Here is a 17,316-nt window from a genome sequence, read left to right on the forward strand (position 1 = left end):
CTATGCACATCCATATTCTCGGTATCTGCGGCACTTTCATGGGGTCGATGGCGGTTCTGGCCAAAGAACTCGGCCACCACGTCACCGGCTCCGACGCCAACGTCTATCCGCCGATGAGCACCCAGCTGCAAGCCCAGGGCATCGAGCTGACCCAGGGTTATGATCCGGCCCAGCTGGACCCCGCACCGGACCTGGTGGTGATCGGCAACGCCATGTCCCGGGGCAACCCGGCGGTGGAATATGTGTTGAACAAGGGCTTGCCCTATGTGTCCGGCCCGCAATGGCTGGCGGACCATGTGCTGCAAGGGCGTTGGGTACTGGCGGTGGCCGGCACCCATGGCAAGACCACTACCAGCAGCATGCTGGCCTGGGTGCTGGAGCATGCCGGGATGAGCCCGGGCTTTTTGATCGGCGGCGTGCCGCAGAACTTCGCGGTCTCGGCCCGCCTGGGCGGCACACCGTTCTTCGTGATCGAGGCCGACGAGTACGACAGCGCCTTCTTCGACAAGCGCTCGAAATTCGTCCATTACCGTCCGCGCACAGCCATCCTCAACAACCTCGAATTCGACCATGCGGACATCTTCCCGGACCTGGCGGCCATCGAGCGGCAGTTCCACCACTTGGTGCGGACTATCCCCAGCGAAGGCCTGGTGATCCATCCCACCACCGAGCCCGCCTTGCAGCGGGTGATCGAGATGGGTTGCTGGACCCCGGTGCAGACCACCGGCGCCGGCGGCCAGTGGCAGGTCAAGCTGCACAGCGAAGACGGCTCGGCCTTCGAAGTGCTGTTCGAGGGTGTGAGCCAGGGTGTGGTCGAGTGGGAACTGACCGGCCAGCATAACGTCGCCAACGCCTTGGCGACCCTGGCCGCGGCCCGTCATGTGGGCGTGGTGCCGGCCATGGGCATCGCTGCGCTGAGCGCTTTCAAGAGTGTGAAGCGGCGTATGGAGAAAGTCGCCCAGGTGCATGGCGTGACCATCTACGATGACTTCGCCCACCACCCGACGGCCATCGCCACCACCCTGGATGGCTTGCGCAAGCGCGTCGGCGAGGCGCCGGTGATCGCCATCATCGAGCCGCGCTCCAACTCCATGAAGTTGGGCGCCCACCGTGATGGCCTGCCGGAAAGCGTCAACCAGGCCGACCAGGTGATCTGGTACGCGCCACCCAACCTGGGCTGGGACCTGGCGGCCACGGCGGCCCAGTGCACGGTGCCGTCGATCGTCAGCGATTCGCTGGACGGCATCATCGAGCGAGTGAAGAGCCAGGCCAAGCCCGGGACCCAGGTGGTGATCATGAGCAATGGCGGCTTTGGCGGCCTGCACGGCAAGCTGGCCGAGGCGCTGCAATGAGCAACGGCCCGGAACGCATCACCCTGGCCATGACTGGCGCCTCTGGTGCCCAGTATGGCCTGCGCCTGCTCGACTGCCTGGTGCGCGAGGACCGAGAGGTGCATTTCCTGATCTCCAAGGCCGCGCAATTGGTGATGGCCACCGAGACCGATGTCACCCTACCGGCCAAGCCGCAGCTGATGCAGGCGTTCCTGACCGAGTACACCGGGGCGGCGGCGGGGCAGATCCGGGTCTACGGCAAGGAGGACTGGATGTCGCCGGTGGCTTCGGGCTCCGGCTCACCGGCCGCGATGGTGGTGGTGCCTTGCTCTACCGGCACCCTGTCGGCGATTGCCACCGGCGCCTGCAACAACCTGATCGAACGGGCTGCGGACGTTACGCTCAAGGAGCGCCGTCAGCTGATCCTGGTGCCGCGCGAGGCGCCGTACTCCAGTATTCACCTGGAGCACATGCTCAAGCTGTCGAACCTGGGCGTGACCATCCTGCCGGCCTCGCCGGGTTTCTATCACCAGCCCCAGACCATCGATGACCTGGTGGACTTCGTGGTGGCGCGGATTCTCAACCTGCTGAATATTCCCCAGGACATGCTGCCCCGCTGGGGCGAACATCACTTGAGCAGTGATGAGTAGAGCCCTGCTGCTGTTGCTGGCCGCCCTGCAGTTGGGCGGCTGCGCCACGGCCCGGACCCTGGATGCGGCGAAGCCCGGGGCTGCGGTGGTGTACTCGGGGACGCGCCTGGATCTGTATGCCCTGCAGGGCGGATGCTGTCCCCAGGATCGCTTTGGTGCCGAGGCGCCGAGGTATCCGGGCCTGGACCTGCCGGCCAGCGCTGTGCTCGATACGTTGCTCTTGCCGCTGTCGGTGCTGACGGTGTTGGGCGTGGGGTTCAGGGCTACCGGCGGGTTGTAGGGGGAGTTGCCAGGCCGCCTCCTGCGGAGCTTGCCTGGCGCAGCCGATCATTTGCCCAGCTTGCGCAACTCGTCGGACTCCACCACCCGGGTGCCACTCTGTTCTTCCAGGGCCAGGCGCCACATGGCTCGAGCCAACTGGCAGGCTTCGATGCCGCGATATTTGCCCGGGATCAGCCGCGATAGTGGACCGACCAACTGCTCGCCAAGACGCGGTTCGACCCGGTCTCCGAGCAATAGGGAAGGCCGGCAGATGGTCAATTGCGGCCAGCCCTGGCGCTTCAGCGCCTCTTCCATCTCGCCCTTGACCCGGTTGTAGAAAATCGACGACTTGGGATCGGCGCCCAGGGCGCTGACCACAACCAGGTGTCGCGCACCCATTTCCAGGGCGCGCTTGGCGAAAGTCACGACCAGGTCCAGGTCCACGGCGCGAAAGGCGGCTTCGGAGCCGGCTTGCTTGATGGTGGTGCCCAGGCAGCAAAAGGCGATTTCCACCTTGCCGGTCAGCTGCGGCAGGACGGTTGCAGGGTCGCCGACCGGGTTTTCCAGTCGTGGGTGCTCGCTCAACGGGCGCCTGCTGGGGGCCAGGACCCGGCTGATGGTGGGCTCGTTGAGCAGGCGGTCGAGCAATTGCTCCCCGGTCAGGCCAGAGGCGCCGGCGAGCAGGATGTGCTGTGGCGTCAAGTACATAGTCATTCCCCCTTGATACTTTCCAGCTTAGTTGCCTTGTGCTTCCTTGCTGCTGATAGAGACACTCTGCAGGGCTTTTCGTGCCTGCTGCTTGCGTAGTTGCTGCCAGTGGGCGATGACCCCCTTGGGGGCCCAGATCTGTGGCTCGGACGGGTCGAAGTTGTCCGCCTGCTCGCGCTCGGCCACGCTCGCCTTGGCCAGCATGAAGGCGTGCTCCAGGTCATCGGTCTGGTTCAGCGCCTGGGCGAACAGGGCGTCTCCGAAGTAGGTGAAGTCGGCTTCTTCCGAGCAGCCGAAGGATACCCGGTCCGCCTTTGAGGCGGTCATGACCAGGGTTCGTTCATCCTTGAGGGCCGGGATGAAACCGCCAGAGTAGCAAGCCGAGATGACCACGATCTTGTCGCGATTCTTCAAGGGCGCCAGGGCATTGGCCAGCTCGTCGGCGGGCAGGTCGGCCAGCTCCAGGCGTGGTTGGTCGAGCACCAGTTCATGTTCGCTGGTGCCGTGGCTGGTGAGGTAGATGAATACCAGGTCTTCGGGCCCGCTGCGTTCGGCCAGGACCTGGGCCGCGCGGCGCAGGTTTTCCCGGGTGGCCATGGGGCGGTTCATCATGTGGTCGCGGTGGTTCACCAGGCGGATCTGGCCATAGGCGCCGAAACGGCTGGCGAGCATGTTGCTGACATAGTCGGCTTCACGCAGGAATACGCTCTGCTTGCCATCGCCGGCCAGGGTCAGGCTGTAGAGCTCGATGGCTGGGGTCGAGGCCGGCACGGCATCGAGGGCTTCCTTGAGTAGGCGGCCCTGGTTCAGCAGGGCCGTTTCCAGGGGGTCGGGGAGCAGCTTGCCATCGGCATCGCGAACCCGCAGGCCGTTGTTCCACACACCGCTTTGCACGCTGCCGTCGCGTAGCACCAGGACCCCGTGCCCCTGATAGTTGTCGCTGTCGAATCCACCGACATAGAAGCTGCCATCGCTGAGGTTCAGGCGCCCCTCGCCGCTGAAACGCCAGTCGCTGAAGGTACCGAGGTAGTGGCTGCCATCGGCGCCGATCAGCTCACCCTTGCCGCCCAAGGCTCCGTCCTTGAACTGACCGATCCATACATCGCCGTCGGAGTTTTCATAGCGGCCTTTGCCATTGAGCTGGTTGTGCTTGAAACCGCCGACGTAGATATCGCCTTCGGCACTGTTGAACGTGCCATTGCCTTCGAGTTGACCGTCGACGAAGTGGCCGCTGAACTGGTTGCCGCTGGAGTCGCTGCGCTGGCCTTCGCCATTGGGCTTGCCCTTGGCGAACTGGCCCTGGTACTGGCTGCCGTCGTCCAGTTCCAGGCGCCCCAGGCCCGAATACAGGTCGGCCTTGAACTCGCCCCGATAGGTCATGCCGTCTTCTTTGAGGGTGCCTTCGCCGTCACGGCGCCCGAGCTTGAAGCCGCCACTGTAGCTGCTGTTCTTGGTGGTCAGGGTGCCTTGCCCATGGAACAACCCCTGCTGGAACAGGCCTCGATAGACTTCGCCGTTGCTACCGTGCCATTCCCCTTGCCCGTGCCATTGCCCCTTGTCGAACTGACCGGCATACCAGCTGCCATTGGGGTAGTCGATGCGGCCCTGGCCCTGCAACAGACCGTTGACCAGGTCGCCACGATAGCGTCCGCCATCCGGTAGGCGGGCATCGGGCGGCAACAGTGATTCGCCATCACCGCAAGCGCTGAGCAGGAGGGTCAAAACCAGGGGGACAAATGGGCGCATAACGGGTTCCGGATGATTAGGGGTCCGAGTATGCCGTAGCCGTGTGCCTTATATATAGAGAGCCTGAGCGAAACAGCGTGATGCGTTTCGCTCAGGGGTGCATCAGACGAAGCAGAGTGACAGGGGCTCAGCGATATAGGCCGGTTTTTCCTGGCCTTCGATTTCCAGGGTGACGCTGGCCTTGAGCAGCCATTGGCCGGGTTTCTTCTCGGTCGCGTCCACCAGGTCGACCTTGAGCCGCACCTTGGAGTCGACCTTCACCGGCTGGATGAAACGCACGCTGTCCAGGCCATAGTTGATCGCCATTTTCAGCCCCTGGGGCAGTACCAGGATGTCCTCCATCAGCTTCGGAATCAGCGACAGGGTCAGGAAACCGTGGGCGATGGTGCTGCCAAATGGCGTCTGTGCGGCCTTGGCCGGGTCGACGTGAATGAACTGGAAGTCACCGGTGGCTTCGGCAAACAGGTTGATACGCTCCTGGTCGATAGTGAGCCATGCGGAACGACCCAGTTCCTTTCCAACATAATCCTTGAGCTCTGCAACAGGAACATAGGGCATTGACACTCTCCTTGGTTCAACGATTTTTGGTGATCGATGCGGTGTTTCACGGTCCGAAACTTCCACTGTAGATCATCATGGTGATCCGGCTCGGTAAAGATCCATGCTTTTGGCGAATGCCGGTTCATCGCGCCTGCGTGCTTATAATGCGCGACGGGATCTGGCTGGAGAGGGCGGTATGTTGTTACGCGGTTTGACATGGCTGGTGCTGTTCCAACTGCTCGGGACGGCGCTCAATCATCTGCTGTTGCCCGTATTGCCGGGGCCGATCATCGGCCTGCTATTGCTGCTGGTGTTCCTGGTCGTGCGCGGTGAAGTGGGCGAGCCGTTGAACCAGGCGGCCGGCAGTCTGTTGCGTTATCTACCACTGTTGCTGGTACCGCCTGCTGTCGGGGTGATGGTCTACGCCCGGGATATCGCTGCGGACTTCTGGGCCATCGCCGGGGCGCTGGTGCTGTCGCTGGTGCTTTCCATGGCCTTTGCCGGAGTGCTGATGCAGCGCCTGGTCAAGCGCCAGGCTCGCCGGGAGGAGCGCCCATGAGTTTCGATTGGCAGGGGGCCTGGGCCGCGGTCATCCACCATCCGCTGTTTGGCATCGGTATCACCCTCGGGGCCTATCAACTGGTGCTGGCGGCATTCGAAAAGACTCGCTGGATGTTCCTGCAGCCGGTGCTGGTATCGATGCTGCTGGTGATCGGGGTACTGCTCGGTTGTGGGTTGAGCTATGCCGAGTACCGCAAGAGCACCGAGATCCTGAGCATTCTCCTGGGGCCGGCTACAGTCGCCCTGGCGGTGCCGCTGTACCTCAACCTGCGACGTATCCGCCAGTTGTTCTGGCCGATATTTACTACGCTGGTGGTGGGTGGGGTTCTGGCCACTAGCCTGGGCGTGTTGCTTGGGTGGTGGTTCGGTGCCGAGCACATGATCCTCATGACCATGGCACCCAAGTCGGTTACCTCACCGATCGCCATGCTGGTGGCCGAGCAGATCGGCGGGGTAGCGGCACTGGCCGCGGTGTTCGTGCTGATCACGGGCGTGATTGGTGCGATTTTCGGCCCCGGCCTGCTCGATCGCCTGGGAGTCCGGGCACCCGAGGCCCGGGGCATGGCGCTGGGCATGACGGCACACGCCGTGGGCACGTCGGTGGCCCTGCAAGAAAGTGAGGAGTGCGGCGCCTTTGCCGCGCTGGCGATGAGTCTGATGGGCGTGGCCACGGCAGTCCTGCTGCCATTGGCGGTGTCGTTGCTGGTTTGAGGATGGATGTCATGAGTCTGCCGCTGTTCCCCTTGAATACCGTGCTGTTTCCCGACTGCATTCTGGACTTGCAGATCTTCGAAGCTCGCTACCTGGACATGATCGGCCGCTGCATGAAGCAGGGGAGCGGGTTCGGTGTGGTGTGCATCCTGGAGGGCGCGGAAACTGGTGTGGCTGCCCCAGGTTATGCCCAGGTAGGTTGCGAGGCACTGATTACCGACTTCCACCAGCAGGACAATGGCTTGCTGGGCATTCGGGTCAAGGGCGGGCGGCGCTTTCGTGTCCTTGGTAGCGAGGTGCAGAAGGATCAGTTGGTCGTGGCCCAGGTCCGCTGGCTGGATGAGGCAGCGGAGCAGCCATTGAAGGAAGACGACGCCGACCTGGTGGCGCTGCTCAAGGCCCTGGCCGAGCATCCGATGGTCGAGGCCCTGGACATGGGCGTCGAGGCCGCAGGGCAACAGTCACTGGCCAATCAACTGGCGTACCTGTTGCCCTTTTCCGAACTGGACAAGATCGATCTGCTGCAACTGGACGATCCACAGCAGCGTCTGGATGCCATTCAACTGCTATTGGATGAGTTGCAAGGTGAGCTCTTCGCCTGAGCCACACTTTCCCGGCGACTCAATAGGCGTAGCGCAGCAGCGCTTGCGGCAAATGTCGCATCGACATGAAGGCACACAGCAGCACCATCACTGGCAGCACCAGCCACCAGGCCTTGGCCGGCATCGGCTTGAGCGGGGCCTGCCACTGGACCAGGGTCAGGCTGGCGGCACAGACGCAGGCTGCGAGCATTGCCCCGGCAAAAATGTCGGTCGGCCAATGAGCTCCCAGATAAACCCGTGACAGGGCGATCGACATTGCCGGCAGGCAGCCCAGCAGCAGCCAGGTCAAGCGCATCCGCGGCGGTTGACCGCGGCCAGCCAGCACCGCGAGGGTCAGGAACAGGGCAAAGGATCCGGAGGCGTGACCGCTGGGCATGCTGAAGCTGGCCAGCGGCTCGCTCAGCACTTCCGGGCGTATCCGGGCGAAGAACCACTTGCCGGCGGTATTGGCCAGTGCAGTGCACAGCAGCGTGGCGCCGGCGAACAACGCATGGCGCCACTGGCGCAGCAGCACCAGCAACAGGGTCAGGGCCGCGCTGATGATGAACATGGCGCGAAACTCGCCGATCTGGGTGACCATCACCATGATCCTGTCCAGTGCCGGGTCGCGGTGTTCCTGCACCAGGGCTATCAGCCCCTGGTCGAACTGGGCCAGGTGGGGGTAACCGATGAATAGCCCCAGCAGTAGCGCCAGGCTCAGGCCGGACATCAACAGGGTCGCCCGGCGATGGCGACGCAGGCTGCTGTTGACGCTCAGGCCGATCAATACCGCGAGGCTGCCGATGACCACGCCGGCCTGGGGCCAGAACCCTTCGGGCAGAGGCAGGCGAATGGCTGCGCCGGTGGCCCAGCCGGGCAGCAGGTAGGCCACCGACCAGCCTGCCGCAGCCAGCAGGCTGACGGCGAAGAACCGCGGGAACGGCATGTCGAACATGCCCGCCACCATCGGCAGCATTGGGCGCAGGGGGCCGATGAAGCGTCCAACCAGCAGGCTGGCAATGCCATAGCGCTGGAAATAGGCTTCGGCGCCGTTGATCCATTCAGGGTGCTGGCGCAGCCCTGGCAAGCGGCGGATGCGCTGGTGGAAGCGACGTCCCAGCAGGTAGGACGTGACATCGCCCAGGATGCCGGCGGCGAAGCCCAGCAGCAGGGTCTCGCCCAACGACAAGGCGCCATTGCCTGCCAATACCGCGATAGCGAACAACAGTACGGTGCCGGGGACGATCAGGCCGGCGATGGCCAGGCACTCCACGAACGCGACGATAAATACCGCGGCTGCCAGCCACTGTGGGTTGCCGCTTAGCCAGGCGGTCACGCTGTCGAGCCATGGGCCCATAGATTCAACTCCATTGTCAGTATCGAGCGGTGATGGGGTCAGCCGAGGATGAGGTAGTCGCGGCCCTCGACCTGGCCCCGGCGCAACGGGTTCCGGGTGCAGTACGGCGCGTAGGCAGCGTCGACGAAACGGTACATCAGGTGTTCATCGCGGCCCTTGGGTATGCCCAGGCGGGTGCTTTGGATGATCTGCGGTACGGCGGCACCGACATCCTCGACAAAGAGGGCTTCGTGATCGAAGCGTTTCGCATCCCATACTGGGACTTTCAGGCCGAGGGCCTTGCATAGCAGGGTCTGGCCGGCGCAGAGCTTCTGCGAGGGGCGCGGCTGGCCGCTGGCGTCCGGGTTGTTCAGTTGCATTTGCGCCAGGCTGGCAGGGCCGGAAATCTCGTCGACCCAGGGGTAGGCGGACTTGATCAGCACGGCGTTGCCCGGGCCTTGGGCGCTGAAGTTCAGTGAGTCGCCGCCCCGGGCGTAGTACATATAGATGTGGCCGCCATCCAGAAACAACGCCTTACGTTTTTCTGTGAAGCCGAGGGAGGCATGGCTGCCTTTTTCCTCGCAGTAATAGGCTTCAGTCTCGATAATGCGCACGGACAACCACAGGTCGCCGACTTTATGGCGGATGACCTTGCCCAGCAGCTCACGGGCCAGGAGCTGAGCATCACGGTCGAAAAAGCCATCAGGCAGGGCTTTGGGCAGTTTCGCAGAGGTCAGGATGGACATGGTGGTGATGAGATGTGGTCAGAAAAGTGCCGGGATGATAACAACTCCAGGCTTAATTCAGGCTGAACTGCGAGTATTTCGACCATCCGCCCGTGACCGCTGTCCGTGGGCGGGCGCGACAGCTATAATCAGCCGCTTTCCTCTTTGCCAAGACCACACCAGACCATGACTGAGTCCGTTCTTGACTACATGACCCGTTTGGGTCGCGCTGCCCGCCAAGCTTCCCGGGTCATCGCCCGTGCCACCACCGCGCAGAAGAACCGTGCGCTGCTGGCGGCCGCCGATGCGCTGGACGCCGCGCGACCGGAACTGGCCGCGGCCAACGAACAGGACCTGGCCAATGGTCGGGCCAATGGTCTGGAGCCGGCCCTGCTGGACCGCCTGGCACTGACTCCCGCGCGCATCGACGAGATGATCGAAGGCTTGCGCCAGGTGGCCAAGCTGCCTGACCCCATCGGTGAAATCCGTGACATGCGCTACCTGCCTTCAGGGATCCAGGTGGGCAAGATGCGTGTGCCGTTGGGTGTGATCGGCATCATCTACGAATCGCGTCCCAACGTGACCATCGACGCGGCGGCCCTGTGCCTGAAGTCCGGTAACGCCACCATCCTGCGTGGTGGCTCCGAAGCCATTCATTCCAATCGCGCCATCGCCACCTGCATCCAGCAGGGGTTGGCGGCGGCCGAGCTGCCAGCCCATGTGGTGCAGGTGGTGGAAACCACCGACCGCGCAGCGGTCGGCGCGTTGATCACCATGCCCGAGTTCGTCGACGTGATCGTGCCTCGTGGCGGCAAGAGCCTGATCGAACGGGTCAGCCGCGATGCCAGGGTGCCGGTGATCAAGCATCTGGATGGGGTCTGCCACGTATTCATCGATGTGGCAGCGGACCTGGACAAGGCCATTCGTATCGCCGACAACGCCAAGACCCAGCGCTACGCTCCGTGCAACACCATGGAGACGCTGCTGGTTCACGGGGCCATCGCCGAGCGCGTCCTGCCGCCTTTGGCCGCGATCTATCGCGACAAGGGGGTCGAGCTGCGAGGCTGCGAGCAGACGCGGTCGATCCTTGGGGCCGATGTACTGGAAGCCACCGAAGAAGACTGGCGTACCGAGTACACCGCGCCGATCCTTTCTATTCGTGTAGTGGATGGCCTGGAGCAGGCCATCGAGCACATCAATACCTATGGTTCGCACCATACCGACTCCATCGTCACCGAGAACTTCACCGATGCCCGGCGCTTCCTCAACGAGGTGGACTCCAGTTCGGTGATGGTCAATGCCTCGACGCGTTTCGCCGATGGTTTCGAGTATGGCCTGGGCGCGGAGATCGGCATTTCCACCGACAAGCTGCACGCCCGTGGTCCTGTGGGCCTGGAAGGCCTGACCAGCGAGAAGTATGTGGTGTTCGGCGACGGTCACGTGCGTACTTGATGGGCAAACGTATCGGCCTGCTGGGTGGCACCTTCGATCCAGTGCATATCGGCCACCTGCGTGGCGCACTGGAAGTGGCCGAATCCATGCGACTCGACGAGCTGCGCCTGGCACCCAGTGCCAGGCCGCCTCATCGGGATACACCGCAGGTGTCGGCGCTCGATCGTCTGGCGATGGTCGAGCGTGCGGTGGCGGGCGTCTCACCCCTGGTGGTGGACGACCGTGAGCTGAAACGGGACAAACCGTCCTACACCATAGACACACTGGAGCAGATGCGTGCCGAACTGGCTGCTGACGACCAGTTGTTCCTGCTGTTGGGCTGGGACGCATTTTGCGGCCTGCCCACCTGGCATCGCTGGGAGGAGTTGCTCCAGCATTGCCACATCCTGGTGCTGCAACGCCCGGATGCCGATAGCGAGCCGCCGGATGCCCTGCGCAACCTGTTGGCGGCCCGCTCGGTGAGCGATCCGCTGGCCCTGGCAGGGCCGGGGGGACATATTGCATTCGTCTGGCAGACACCGCTCGCGGTGTCTGCCACCCAGATCCGTCAACTGCTGGCCAGCGGTAAGTCGGTACGTTTCCTGGTGCCTGACGCGGTCCTGGCCTATATCGATGCTCACGGACTTTACCGTGCGCCGAACTGAAGGAATGCTGCCGGCCCAGGCCGTGCGGCGTTCCGTACATACGAGCTGAACGAGTTTTATATGACTAACCAAGTAATGAAAGGCGAAGATCTGGTCAAGGTGGCTGTTGCCGCGCTGGAAGACGTCAAGGCCCAGGACATCCTGGTGATCGATGTGCGCGACAAGCAGAGCATCACCGACTACATGGTGATCGCCACCGGTACCTCCAACCGCCAGATCGGCGCGATGCTGGAAAAGGTCCGCGAGATGGTCAAGGCCCAGGGCGTACGCCCTCTGGGTGAAGAAGGCAAGGGCGACAGCGACTGGGTCCTGCTGGACCTGGACGACGTGATCGTGCACATGATGACCGCCTCTGCCCGCCAGTTCTATGACCTGGAGCGCCTGTGGCAGGGCGCTGAGCAGAGTCGTGCGGCCGACGGCAAGCACCACAGCCCGGAAAACACCCATGAGCACTTCGCCAAGCTCAACAAAGACCAGCAATAAGGGACGGCTGTGCGCCTGCGTCTGATCGCTGTCGGTTCACGCATGCCCAAATGGGTGGAAGAGGGTTGGCATGAGTATGCCAAGCGTCTGCCGTCCGAGTTGGCGCTTGAACTGGTGGAAATACCGCTCAATACCCGAGGCAAGAATGCCGACGTGGCCCGCTTTATCCGTCAGGAAGGCGAGGCCATGCTGGCCAAGGTCGGGCATAACGAGCGCATCGTCACCCTCGAGGTGCACGGCAAGCCCTGGAGCACCGAGCAGTTGGCGGTGGAGCTGGATCGCTGGCGCCTCGACTCGCGTACTGTGAACTTCATGGTCGGTGGCCCGGAAGGGCTGGCACCGGAGGTCTGTGCGCGGGCCGACCAGCGTTGGTCGTTGTCGCCCCTGACCCTGCCGCACCCCCTGGTGCGGATTCTCATCGGCGAACAGCTGTATCGTGCCTGGACCGTGCTGTCTGGCCACCCCTACCACAAGTAGCCCACGCCCCTCATGTCTCAGCCGATCCGTATCAAGGACCATGAAAAAGACGCCCGCCTGGTGCGTAACCGGGTGGTGTTCGGCGCCATTCTGGTGGTCTGTCTGATCGGCGTGCTGATTGCCCGCCTGTACTACCTGCAGGTGATCCAGTACGAAATTCACTCGACCAAGTCGGAGAGTAACCGGGTTCACGTCCAGTCCATTCCTCCGAGCCGGGGCCTGATCTATGACCGTAATGGCGTGGTGGTGGCTGACAACCGGCCCAGCTTCAGCCTGAGCATGACGCGCGAGCGTTCCGGTGACTGGCGGCAGGTGCTCGATGTGGTCGTCGAAGTGCTGGAGCTGACGCCCGAAGACCGCGTGCTGTTCGAAAAGCGCGTCAAGCAGGGGCCGCGGGCATTCGAACCGGTACCGATCCTGTTCGAGCTGACGGAAGAACAGATAGCCCGCATCGCAGTGAACCAGTTCCGCCTGCCAGGCGTGGAAGTGGTTGCCCAGTTGGTCCGGCATTACCCACAGGGAGCACACTTCGCCCATTCCGTGGGCTATGTGGGGCGGATCAACGAAAAAGAACAGAAGACCCTGGACAAGGTGAACTACAGCGGCACGCACCATATCGGCAAGACCGGTATCGAGCGCTTCTACGAGGCGGAACTGCACGGGCAGGTCGGTTACGAAGAGGTCGAGACCAATGCTCGAAATCGTGTGTTGCGCGTGCTCAAGCGTACCGATCCGATTCCAGGCAAGGACATTGTCCTGAGCCTGGATATCAAGTTGCAGGAAGCGGCAGAGGCGGCCCTGGGCGGTCGACGGGGCGCGGTGGTGGCATTGGACCCGAACACTGGTGAAGTACTGGCGATGGTCAGCCAGCCAAGCTTCGACCCCAACCTGTTCGTGACCGGTATCAGCTTCAAGGCCTATGCCGAATTGCGCGACTCCATCGACCGGCCGCTGTTCAATCGGGTGCTGCGCGGACTCTACCCGCCAGGCTCGACCATCAAGCCGGCGGTGGCGATTGCCGGACTGGATGCCGGGGTCGTCACGGCGGCGACCCGGGTTTATGACCCCGGCTACTACCAATTGCCCAACTACGATCACAAATACCGTAACTGGAACCGCACCGGCGACGGCTTCGTTGACCTGGATACGGCGATCATGCGGTCCAACGACACCTACTTCTACGACCTGGCCCACAAGCTGGGAGTCGATCGGCTCTCGGCCTACATGAGCAAGTTCGGTATCGGCCAGAAGGTCTCCCTGGATATGTTCGAGGAGTCGCCAGGGCTGATGCCTACCCGCGAGTGGAAGCGTGCGACCCGGCGCCAGGCCTGGTTCCCGGGGGAAACCCTGATTCTCGGAATCGGCCAGGGCTACATGCAGTCGACACCGCTGCAGCTGGCCCAGGCTACCGCCCTGGTGGCCAGCAAGGGGCGCTGGAACCGGCCGCATCTGGCCAAGAGCATCGAGGGCGAAAAACCCGTGGATCACAATCCGATGCCGGATATCGTGCTGCGCGACCCCGCGGACTGGACGCGGGTCAACCATGGCATGCAACAGGTGATGCACGGTGCCCGGGGTACCGCACGCAAGGCTGCGGTCGGCTCGCCGTATCGCATCGCCGGCAAGAGTGGTACGGCCCAGGTGGTAGCGATCAAGCAGGGCGAGAAGTACGACCGCTCCAAGGTCCAGGAGCGCCACCGCGACCACGCCTTGTTCGTGGGGTTCGCGCCTGCCGAGAATCCGAAGATCGTGGTGTCGGTGATGGTGGAGAACGGTGAGTCGGGCTCCGGTGTCGCCGCACCTGTAGTGCGCCAGGTCATGGATGCCTGGCTCCTGGGCCCGGATGGCCAGCTCAAGCCAGAATTCGCCAGCCCTATCAGCACGGAGGCTACGGCCCGTGAAGAGTAATTTTGACCGCATTCTGTCCAGCGAGGATGTGATGCGGCGTCGGGCGACGCTATTGCAACGCCTGCATATCGATGGCCCTTTGTTGATCCTGCTGCTGACCCTGGCCGCCGGCAGCCTGTTCGTGCTGTATTCGGCCAGCGGCAAGAGCTGGGACCTGTTGGCCAAGCAAGCCACGTCCTTCGGTATCGGCCTGGTGTCGATGATTGTCATCGCCCAGTTCGAGCCGCGCTTCATGGCGCGCTGGGTACCGCTGGGCTATGTGTTCGGCGTGGTGCTGCTGGTGGTGGTGGACGTGATGGGGCATAACGCCATGGGGGCGACCCGTTGGATCAATGTCCCCGGGGTCATCCGCTTCCAGCCTTCGGAGTTCATGAAGATCATCATGCCGGCGACCATCGCCTGGTACCTGTCCAAGCGCACCTTGCCGCCGCACCTCAAGCACGTGGCGATCAGCCTCATCCTGATCGGCTTGCCGTTCATGCTGATCGTGCGCCAACCCGACCTGGGTACGGCCTTGCTGATCCTGGCCGGGGGCACCTTCGTGCTGTTCATGGGCGGTTTGCGCTGGCGCTGGATCATCGGTGTGCTGGCGGCCGCGGTGCCGGTGGCGATTGCCATGTGGATGTTCATCATGCACGACTACCAGAAGCAGCGGATCCTGACCTTCCTCGACCCGGAAAGCGATCCTTTGGGTACCGGCTGGAACATCATCCAGTCCAAGGCGGCCATCGGCTCCGGCGGCGTGTTCGGCAAGGGCTGGTTGCTGGGCACCCAATCGCACCTGGACTTTTTGCCCGAGAGCCACACCGACTTTATTATCGCGGTCCTGGGCGAGGAGTTCGGCCTGGTGGGGATCTGCGCATTGTTGCTGATCTACCTGCTGCTGATCGGGCGCGGCCTGGTGATCACGGCGCAGGCCCAGACACTGTTCGGCAAGTTGCTGGCAGGCAGCCTGACCATGACGTTTTTTGTTTACGTTTTCGTCAACATCGGTATGGTCAGTGGCTTGTTGCCGGTGGTGGGAGTTCCGTTGCCCTTCATTAGCTACGGAGGAACTTCGTTGGTGACGCTACTGTCAGCGTTTGGGGTTTTGATGTCGATCCATACCCATCGCAAGTGGATCGCACAGGTTTGATTAAGGTGAAGAATTCAATGCAAGTAATGCGTGGCTGGACCGCTCGGTATGCTCCATGGGTCGGTCTGGCGAGCATCCTGGGGGCCGTGGAACCTGCTTCGGCTGGTGCCTACGAAGGCTCGCCCCAGGTTGCCGAATTCGTCGGGGAAATGACCCGGGACTACGGTTTTGCCGGTGAGCAGCTCATGAGCGTGTTCCGCGAAGCCGAGCGCAAGCAAGCAATTCTTGATGCCATTTCGCGACCTGCCGAGCGGGTCAAGCAGTGGAAGGAATACCGCCCGATGTTCATCACCGACGCGCGCATTGCCCGCGGTGTGGACTTCTGGCGCCAGCACGAGGCGGTGTTGGCCCGGGCTGAACAGGAGTACGGAGTACCGGCCCAGGTCATCGTGTCGATCATCGGCGTCGAGACCTTTTTCGGGCGTAATACGGGCAATTATCGGGTGATCGATGCCTTGTCGACCCTGGGCTTCGATTATCCGCCGCGGGCTGAATTCTTCCGCAAGGAGCTGCGCGAGTTCCTGCTGTTGGCGCGCGAAGAACAACTGGATCCGCTGAGTCTCAAGGGCTCCTACGCCGGTGCCATGGGGCTGCCGCAGTTCATGCCGAGCAGCTTCCGGGCCTATGCCGTGGATTTCGATGGCGATGGGCACATCAATATCTGGACCAATCCGGACGATGCCATCGGCAGCGTGGCCAGCTACTTCAAGCGCCATGGTTGGGTCGCCGGCGAGCCGGTGGTCAGTCGCGCCGACGTGCGCGGCGATCGTGTAGATGAGGGCCTGACCACCGGGATCGAGCCGACGAAGACCGTCGGGGAGTTGCGAGCCCTGGGCTGGTCGAGTCATGATGCGCTGCGCGATGATATGCCGGTTACTGCTTTCCGCCTGGAGGGTGATAACGGTCCGGAATACTGGATGGGCCTGAAGAACTTCTACGCGATCACTCGCTATAATCGCAGCGTGATGTATGCCATGGCCGTACATCAGCTGTCTGAACAGCTGGTCCAAGCACGGGGCGTCAAGTAATGCTGGCAATGCCAATCTGCAAACCCCTGAAGCTGCTGGCTTTTGCCGCATTGTCGCTGTTGGTGGCCAGTTGCTCGACGAGCCGCGCGCCACAGCAGAAACCCACCAATACCGTGCGTTCGATGCCGGGCCTGGATATCAATCGCGCCCACAAGGATGGCGCGCCCTGGTGGGATGTCGATGTATCGCGCATTCCCGATGCCACGCCAACCCTGCACACCGGCCCGTACAAGGCCAATCCCTATACGGTACTGGGCAAGACCTACTTCCCGATCCAGGAGTCCAAGAACTACGTGGCGTCGGGCACGGCTTCCTGGTACGGCACCAAGTTCCACGGCCAGAACACCGCCAATGGCGAGGTCTATGATTTGTACGGCATGAGTGCCGCGCACAAGACACTGCCATTGCCCAGCTATGTACGGGTGACCAACCTGGACAACAACCGCAGCGTGATCCTGCGGGTCAACGACCGGGGGCCGTTCTATTCCGACCGGATCATCGACCTGTCTTATGCGGCGGCCAAGAAGCTCGGTTATGCCGAGACCGGGACTGCCCGAGTCAAGGTCGAGGGCATCGATCCTCAGCAATGGTGGGCCCAGCGTGGCCGTCCGGCGCCTTTGATGCTCAACGAGCCGCAAGTGGCGCAGAATAGCGCGCCGGTGATCACCAGTTCGGCCGGTACGGTCGAGCAGTGGACTCCGCCACCGCAGCAACATGCGGCCGCGGTGGTTCCTGTACAGGTCAAGAGCGGTTCTGCGGCCGCCTCCGGCCAGTACCTGCAGGTAGGTGCCTTCGCCAATCCGGATGCGGCCGAGCTGTTGAGGTCGAAGTTGAGTTCAATGGTGAGCGCCCCGGTGTTCATCAGTTCGATCGTACGTAATCAGCAGACGCTGCACCGGGTACGCCTGGGGCCGTTCGGATCGCCGGGAGAAACCCAGCAAGCGCAGAATAGCGTGCGCCTGGCCAACCTGGGTCAGGCGAGCGTGGTCACTGCAGAGTAGGGACGCTGAGAAATGATGGTTCGCTTGCGGTACTGGGG

At 62.8% G+C, this 17,316-nt stretch carries 19 protein-coding genes; 14 read left to right on the forward strand and 5 right to left on the reverse strand.

Annotation, left to right across the window (positions count from 1 at the left end):
• The first annotated feature begins 2 nt into the window (after positions 1-2).
• From mpl to C4K39_RS20670, 3 genes are read left to right on the forward strand one after another with little or no spacing between them, the layout of a single operon-like run.
• The gene (gene mpl, locus C4K39_RS20660) at positions 3-1,352 is read left to right on the forward strand and encodes a UDP-N-acetylmuramate:L-alanyl-gamma-D-glutamyl-meso-diaminopimelate ligase (RefSeq protein WP_068579516.1); all 1,350 of its coding nucleotides are present in this window, start codon (positions 3-5) and stop codon (positions 1,350-1,352) included.
• Positions 1,349-1,981, forward strand: a complete 633-nt coding sequence (gene ubiX / locus C4K39_RS20665; RefSeq protein WP_068579519.1) for a flavin prenyltransferase UbiX — start codon at positions 1,349-1,351, stop codon at positions 1,979-1,981. Before mpl ends, ubiX begins: the two co-directional genes overlap by 4 nt.
• Positions 1,974-2,261 carry a YceK/YidQ family lipoprotein gene (locus C4K39_RS20670; RefSeq protein ID WP_124347289.1) on the forward strand — a complete coding sequence of 96 codons (288 nt, stop codon included), beginning with the start codon at positions 1,974-1,976 and terminating at the stop codon, positions 2,259-2,261. The genes ubiX and C4K39_RS20670 overlap by 8 nt, the downstream gene beginning before the upstream one ends.
• 47 nt (positions 2,262-2,308) lie before the next feature.
• On the opposite strand, the gene C4K39_RS20675 is transcribed toward C4K39_RS20670, so the two are convergent.
• The 3 genes from C4K39_RS20675 to C4K39_RS20685 form a co-directional block, all read right to left on the reverse strand.
• Positions 2,309-2,950, reverse strand: coding sequence for an oxidoreductase (locus tag C4K39_RS20675; protein ID WP_068579524.1), 642 nt, complete (start codon positions 2,948-2,950; stop codon positions 2,309-2,311).
• Positions 2,951-2,977: 27 nt separating this feature from the next.
• A complete protein-coding gene (locus C4K39_RS20680) occupies positions 2,978-4,696 on the reverse strand; it encodes a C13 family peptidase (RefSeq protein WP_068579527.1) in 1,719 nt (572 codons plus the stop codon).
• A gap of 102 nt (positions 4,697-4,798) precedes the next feature.
• Positions 4,799-5,254, reverse strand: coding sequence for a MaoC family dehydratase (locus C4K39_RS20685; protein WP_068579530.1), 456 nt, complete (start codon positions 5,252-5,254; stop codon positions 4,799-4,801).
• Between the two features lie 178 nt (positions 5,255-5,432).
• Here C4K39_RS20685 and C4K39_RS20690 point away from each other — a divergent pair, with 178 nt between their 5' ends.
• From C4K39_RS20690 to C4K39_RS20700, 3 genes are read left to right on the forward strand one after another with little or no spacing between them, the layout of a single operon-like run.
• Positions 5,433-5,795 (forward strand): CidA/LrgA family protein, encoded by a 363-nt coding sequence (locus tag C4K39_RS20690; RefSeq protein WP_068579533.1) that lies wholly within the window; start codon positions 5,433-5,435, stop codon positions 5,793-5,795.
• On the forward strand, positions 5,792-6,508 hold the full coding sequence (locus tag C4K39_RS20695; protein ID WP_068579536.1) for an LrgB family protein: 717 nt from the start codon (positions 5,792-5,794) through the stop codon (positions 6,506-6,508). Before C4K39_RS20690 ends, C4K39_RS20695 begins: the two co-directional genes overlap by 4 nt.
• Before the next feature lie 11 nt (positions 6,509-6,519).
• On the forward strand, positions 6,520-7,110 hold the full coding sequence (locus C4K39_RS20700) for an LON peptidase substrate-binding domain-containing protein (RefSeq protein ID WP_124347290.1): 591 nt from the start codon (positions 6,520-6,522) through the stop codon (positions 7,108-7,110).
• A gap of 19 nt (positions 7,111-7,129) precedes the next feature.
• Here the strand turns inward: C4K39_RS20700 and C4K39_RS20705 are convergent, their stop codons facing one another.
• Both C4K39_RS20705 and C4K39_RS20710 read right to left on the reverse strand, forming a co-directional pair.
• Complete coding sequence (locus C4K39_RS20705) at positions 7,130-8,446, reverse strand: bifunctional DedA family/phosphatase PAP2 family protein (protein WP_124347291.1); 1,317 nt, start codon at positions 8,444-8,446, stop codon at positions 7,130-7,132.
• Between the two features lie 38 nt (positions 8,447-8,484).
• A complete protein-coding gene (locus C4K39_RS20710) occupies positions 8,485-9,171 on the reverse strand; it encodes a DNA-3-methyladenine glycosylase (protein ID WP_124347292.1) in 687 nt (228 codons plus the stop codon).
• A 165-nt stretch (positions 9,172-9,336) separates the two neighbouring features.
• Between C4K39_RS20710 and C4K39_RS20715 the strand changes: the two genes are divergently transcribed.
• The 8 genes from C4K39_RS20715 to C4K39_RS20750 are packed head-to-tail and all read left to right on the forward strand — an operon-like array spanning position 9,337 to position 17,278.
• Positions 9,337-10,602: a glutamate-5-semialdehyde dehydrogenase gene (locus C4K39_RS20715; protein ID WP_124347293.1), complete on the forward strand. Its 1,266-nt coding sequence runs from the start codon at positions 9,337-9,339 to the stop codon at positions 10,600-10,602.
• Positions 10,602-11,246 carry a nicotinate-nucleotide adenylyltransferase gene (gene nadD, locus C4K39_RS20720; RefSeq protein WP_068579553.1) on the forward strand — a complete coding sequence of 215 codons (645 nt, stop codon included), beginning with the start codon at positions 10,602-10,604 and terminating at the stop codon, positions 11,244-11,246. Before C4K39_RS20715 ends, nadD begins: the two co-directional genes overlap by 1 nt.
• A 60-nt stretch (positions 11,247-11,306) precedes the next feature.
• Positions 11,307-11,729, forward strand: a complete 423-nt coding sequence (gene rsfS / locus C4K39_RS20725; RefSeq protein ID WP_083235698.1) for a ribosome silencing factor — start codon at positions 11,307-11,309, stop codon at positions 11,727-11,729.
• Between the two features lie 9 nt (positions 11,730-11,738).
• Positions 11,739-12,206: a 23S rRNA (pseudouridine(1915)-N(3))-methyltransferase RlmH gene (gene rlmH / locus C4K39_RS20730; RefSeq protein ID WP_011063671.1), complete on the forward strand. Its 468-nt coding sequence runs from the start codon at positions 11,739-11,741 to the stop codon at positions 12,204-12,206.
• A 12-nt stretch (positions 12,207-12,218) separates the two neighbouring features.
• Complete coding sequence (gene mrdA / locus C4K39_RS20735) at positions 12,219-14,114, forward strand: penicillin-binding protein 2 (RefSeq protein WP_068579560.1); 1,896 nt, start codon at positions 12,219-12,221, stop codon at positions 14,112-14,114.
• Between the two features lie 31 nt (positions 14,115-14,145).
• The gene (gene rodA, locus C4K39_RS20740; RefSeq protein WP_068579663.1) at positions 14,146-15,249 is read left to right on the forward strand and encodes a rod shape-determining protein RodA; all 1,104 of its coding nucleotides are present in this window, start codon (positions 14,146-14,148) and stop codon (positions 15,247-15,249) included.
• Positions 15,250-15,266: 17 nt separating this feature from the next.
• On the forward strand, positions 15,267-16,277 hold the full coding sequence (gene mltB / locus C4K39_RS20745) for a lytic murein transglycosylase B (protein WP_068579562.1): 1,011 nt from the start codon (positions 15,267-15,269) through the stop codon (positions 16,275-16,277).
• Positions 16,277-17,278, forward strand: a complete 1,002-nt coding sequence (locus tag C4K39_RS20750; RefSeq protein ID WP_124347294.1) for a septal ring lytic transglycosylase RlpA family protein — start codon at positions 16,277-16,279, stop codon at positions 17,276-17,278. Before mltB ends, C4K39_RS20750 begins: the two co-directional genes overlap by 1 nt.
• The last annotated feature ends 38 nt before the right edge of the window (positions 17,279-17,316 follow it).

This window comes from Pseudomonas sessilinigenes (genome assembly GCF_003850565.1).
Classification (GTDB): domain Bacteria; phylum Pseudomonadota; class Gammaproteobacteria; order Pseudomonadales; family Pseudomonadaceae; genus Aquipseudomonas; species Aquipseudomonas sessilinigenes.

Excerpts from the sequence above, each read along its gene's own strand:
- mpl (WP_068579516.1), top strand. The coding sequence starts at position 3 with ATGCACATCCATATTCTCGGTATCTGCGGCACTTTCATGGGGTCGATG.
- ubiX (WP_068579519.1), top strand. The coding sequence starts at position 1,349 with ATGAGCAACGGCCCGGAACGCATCACCCTGGCCATGACTGGCGCCTCT.
- C4K39_RS20670 (WP_124347289.1), top strand. The coding sequence starts at position 1,974 with ATGAGTAGAGCCCTGCTGCTGTTGCTGGCCGCCCTGCAGTTGGGCGGC.
- C4K39_RS20675 (WP_068579524.1), bottom strand. The coding sequence starts at position 2,950 with ATGTACTTGACGCCACAGCACATCCTGCTCGCCGGCGCCTCTGGCCTG.
- C4K39_RS20680 (WP_068579527.1), bottom strand. The coding sequence starts at position 4,696 with ATGCGCCCATTTGTCCCCCTGGTTTTGACCCTCCTGCTCAGCGCTTGC.
- C4K39_RS20685 (WP_068579530.1), bottom strand. The coding sequence starts at position 5,254 with ATGCCCTATGTTCCTGTTGCAGAGCTCAAGGATTATGTTGGAAAGGAA.
- C4K39_RS20690 (WP_068579533.1), top strand. The coding sequence starts at position 5,433 with ATGTTGTTACGCGGTTTGACATGGCTGGTGCTGTTCCAACTGCTCGGG.
- C4K39_RS20695 (WP_068579536.1), top strand. The coding sequence starts at position 5,792 with ATGAGTTTCGATTGGCAGGGGGCCTGGGCCGCGGTCATCCACCATCCG.
- C4K39_RS20700 (WP_124347290.1), top strand. The coding sequence starts at position 6,520 with ATGAGTCTGCCGCTGTTCCCCTTGAATACCGTGCTGTTTCCCGACTGC.
- C4K39_RS20705 (WP_124347291.1), bottom strand. The coding sequence starts at position 8,446 with ATGGGCCCATGGCTCGACAGCGTGACCGCCTGGCTAAGCGGCAACCCA.
- C4K39_RS20710 (WP_124347292.1), bottom strand. The coding sequence starts at position 9,171 with ATGTCCATCCTGACCTCTGCGAAACTGCCCAAAGCCCTGCCTGATGGC.
- C4K39_RS20715 (WP_124347293.1), top strand. The coding sequence starts at position 9,337 with ATGACTGAGTCCGTTCTTGACTACATGACCCGTTTGGGTCGCGCTGCC.
- nadD (WP_068579553.1), top strand. The coding sequence starts at position 10,602 with ATGGGCAAACGTATCGGCCTGCTGGGTGGCACCTTCGATCCAGTGCAT.
- rsfS (WP_083235698.1), top strand. The coding sequence starts at position 11,307 with ATGACTAACCAAGTAATGAAAGGCGAAGATCTGGTCAAGGTGGCTGTT.
- mrdA (WP_068579560.1), top strand. The coding sequence starts at position 12,219 with ATGTCTCAGCCGATCCGTATCAAGGACCATGAAAAAGACGCCCGCCTG.
- rodA (WP_068579663.1), top strand. The coding sequence starts at position 14,146 with ATGCGGCGTCGGGCGACGCTATTGCAACGCCTGCATATCGATGGCCCT.
- mltB (WP_068579562.1), top strand. The coding sequence starts at position 15,267 with ATGCAAGTAATGCGTGGCTGGACCGCTCGGTATGCTCCATGGGTCGGT.
- C4K39_RS20750 (WP_124347294.1), top strand. The coding sequence starts at position 16,277 with ATGCTGGCAATGCCAATCTGCAAACCCCTGAAGCTGCTGGCTTTTGCC.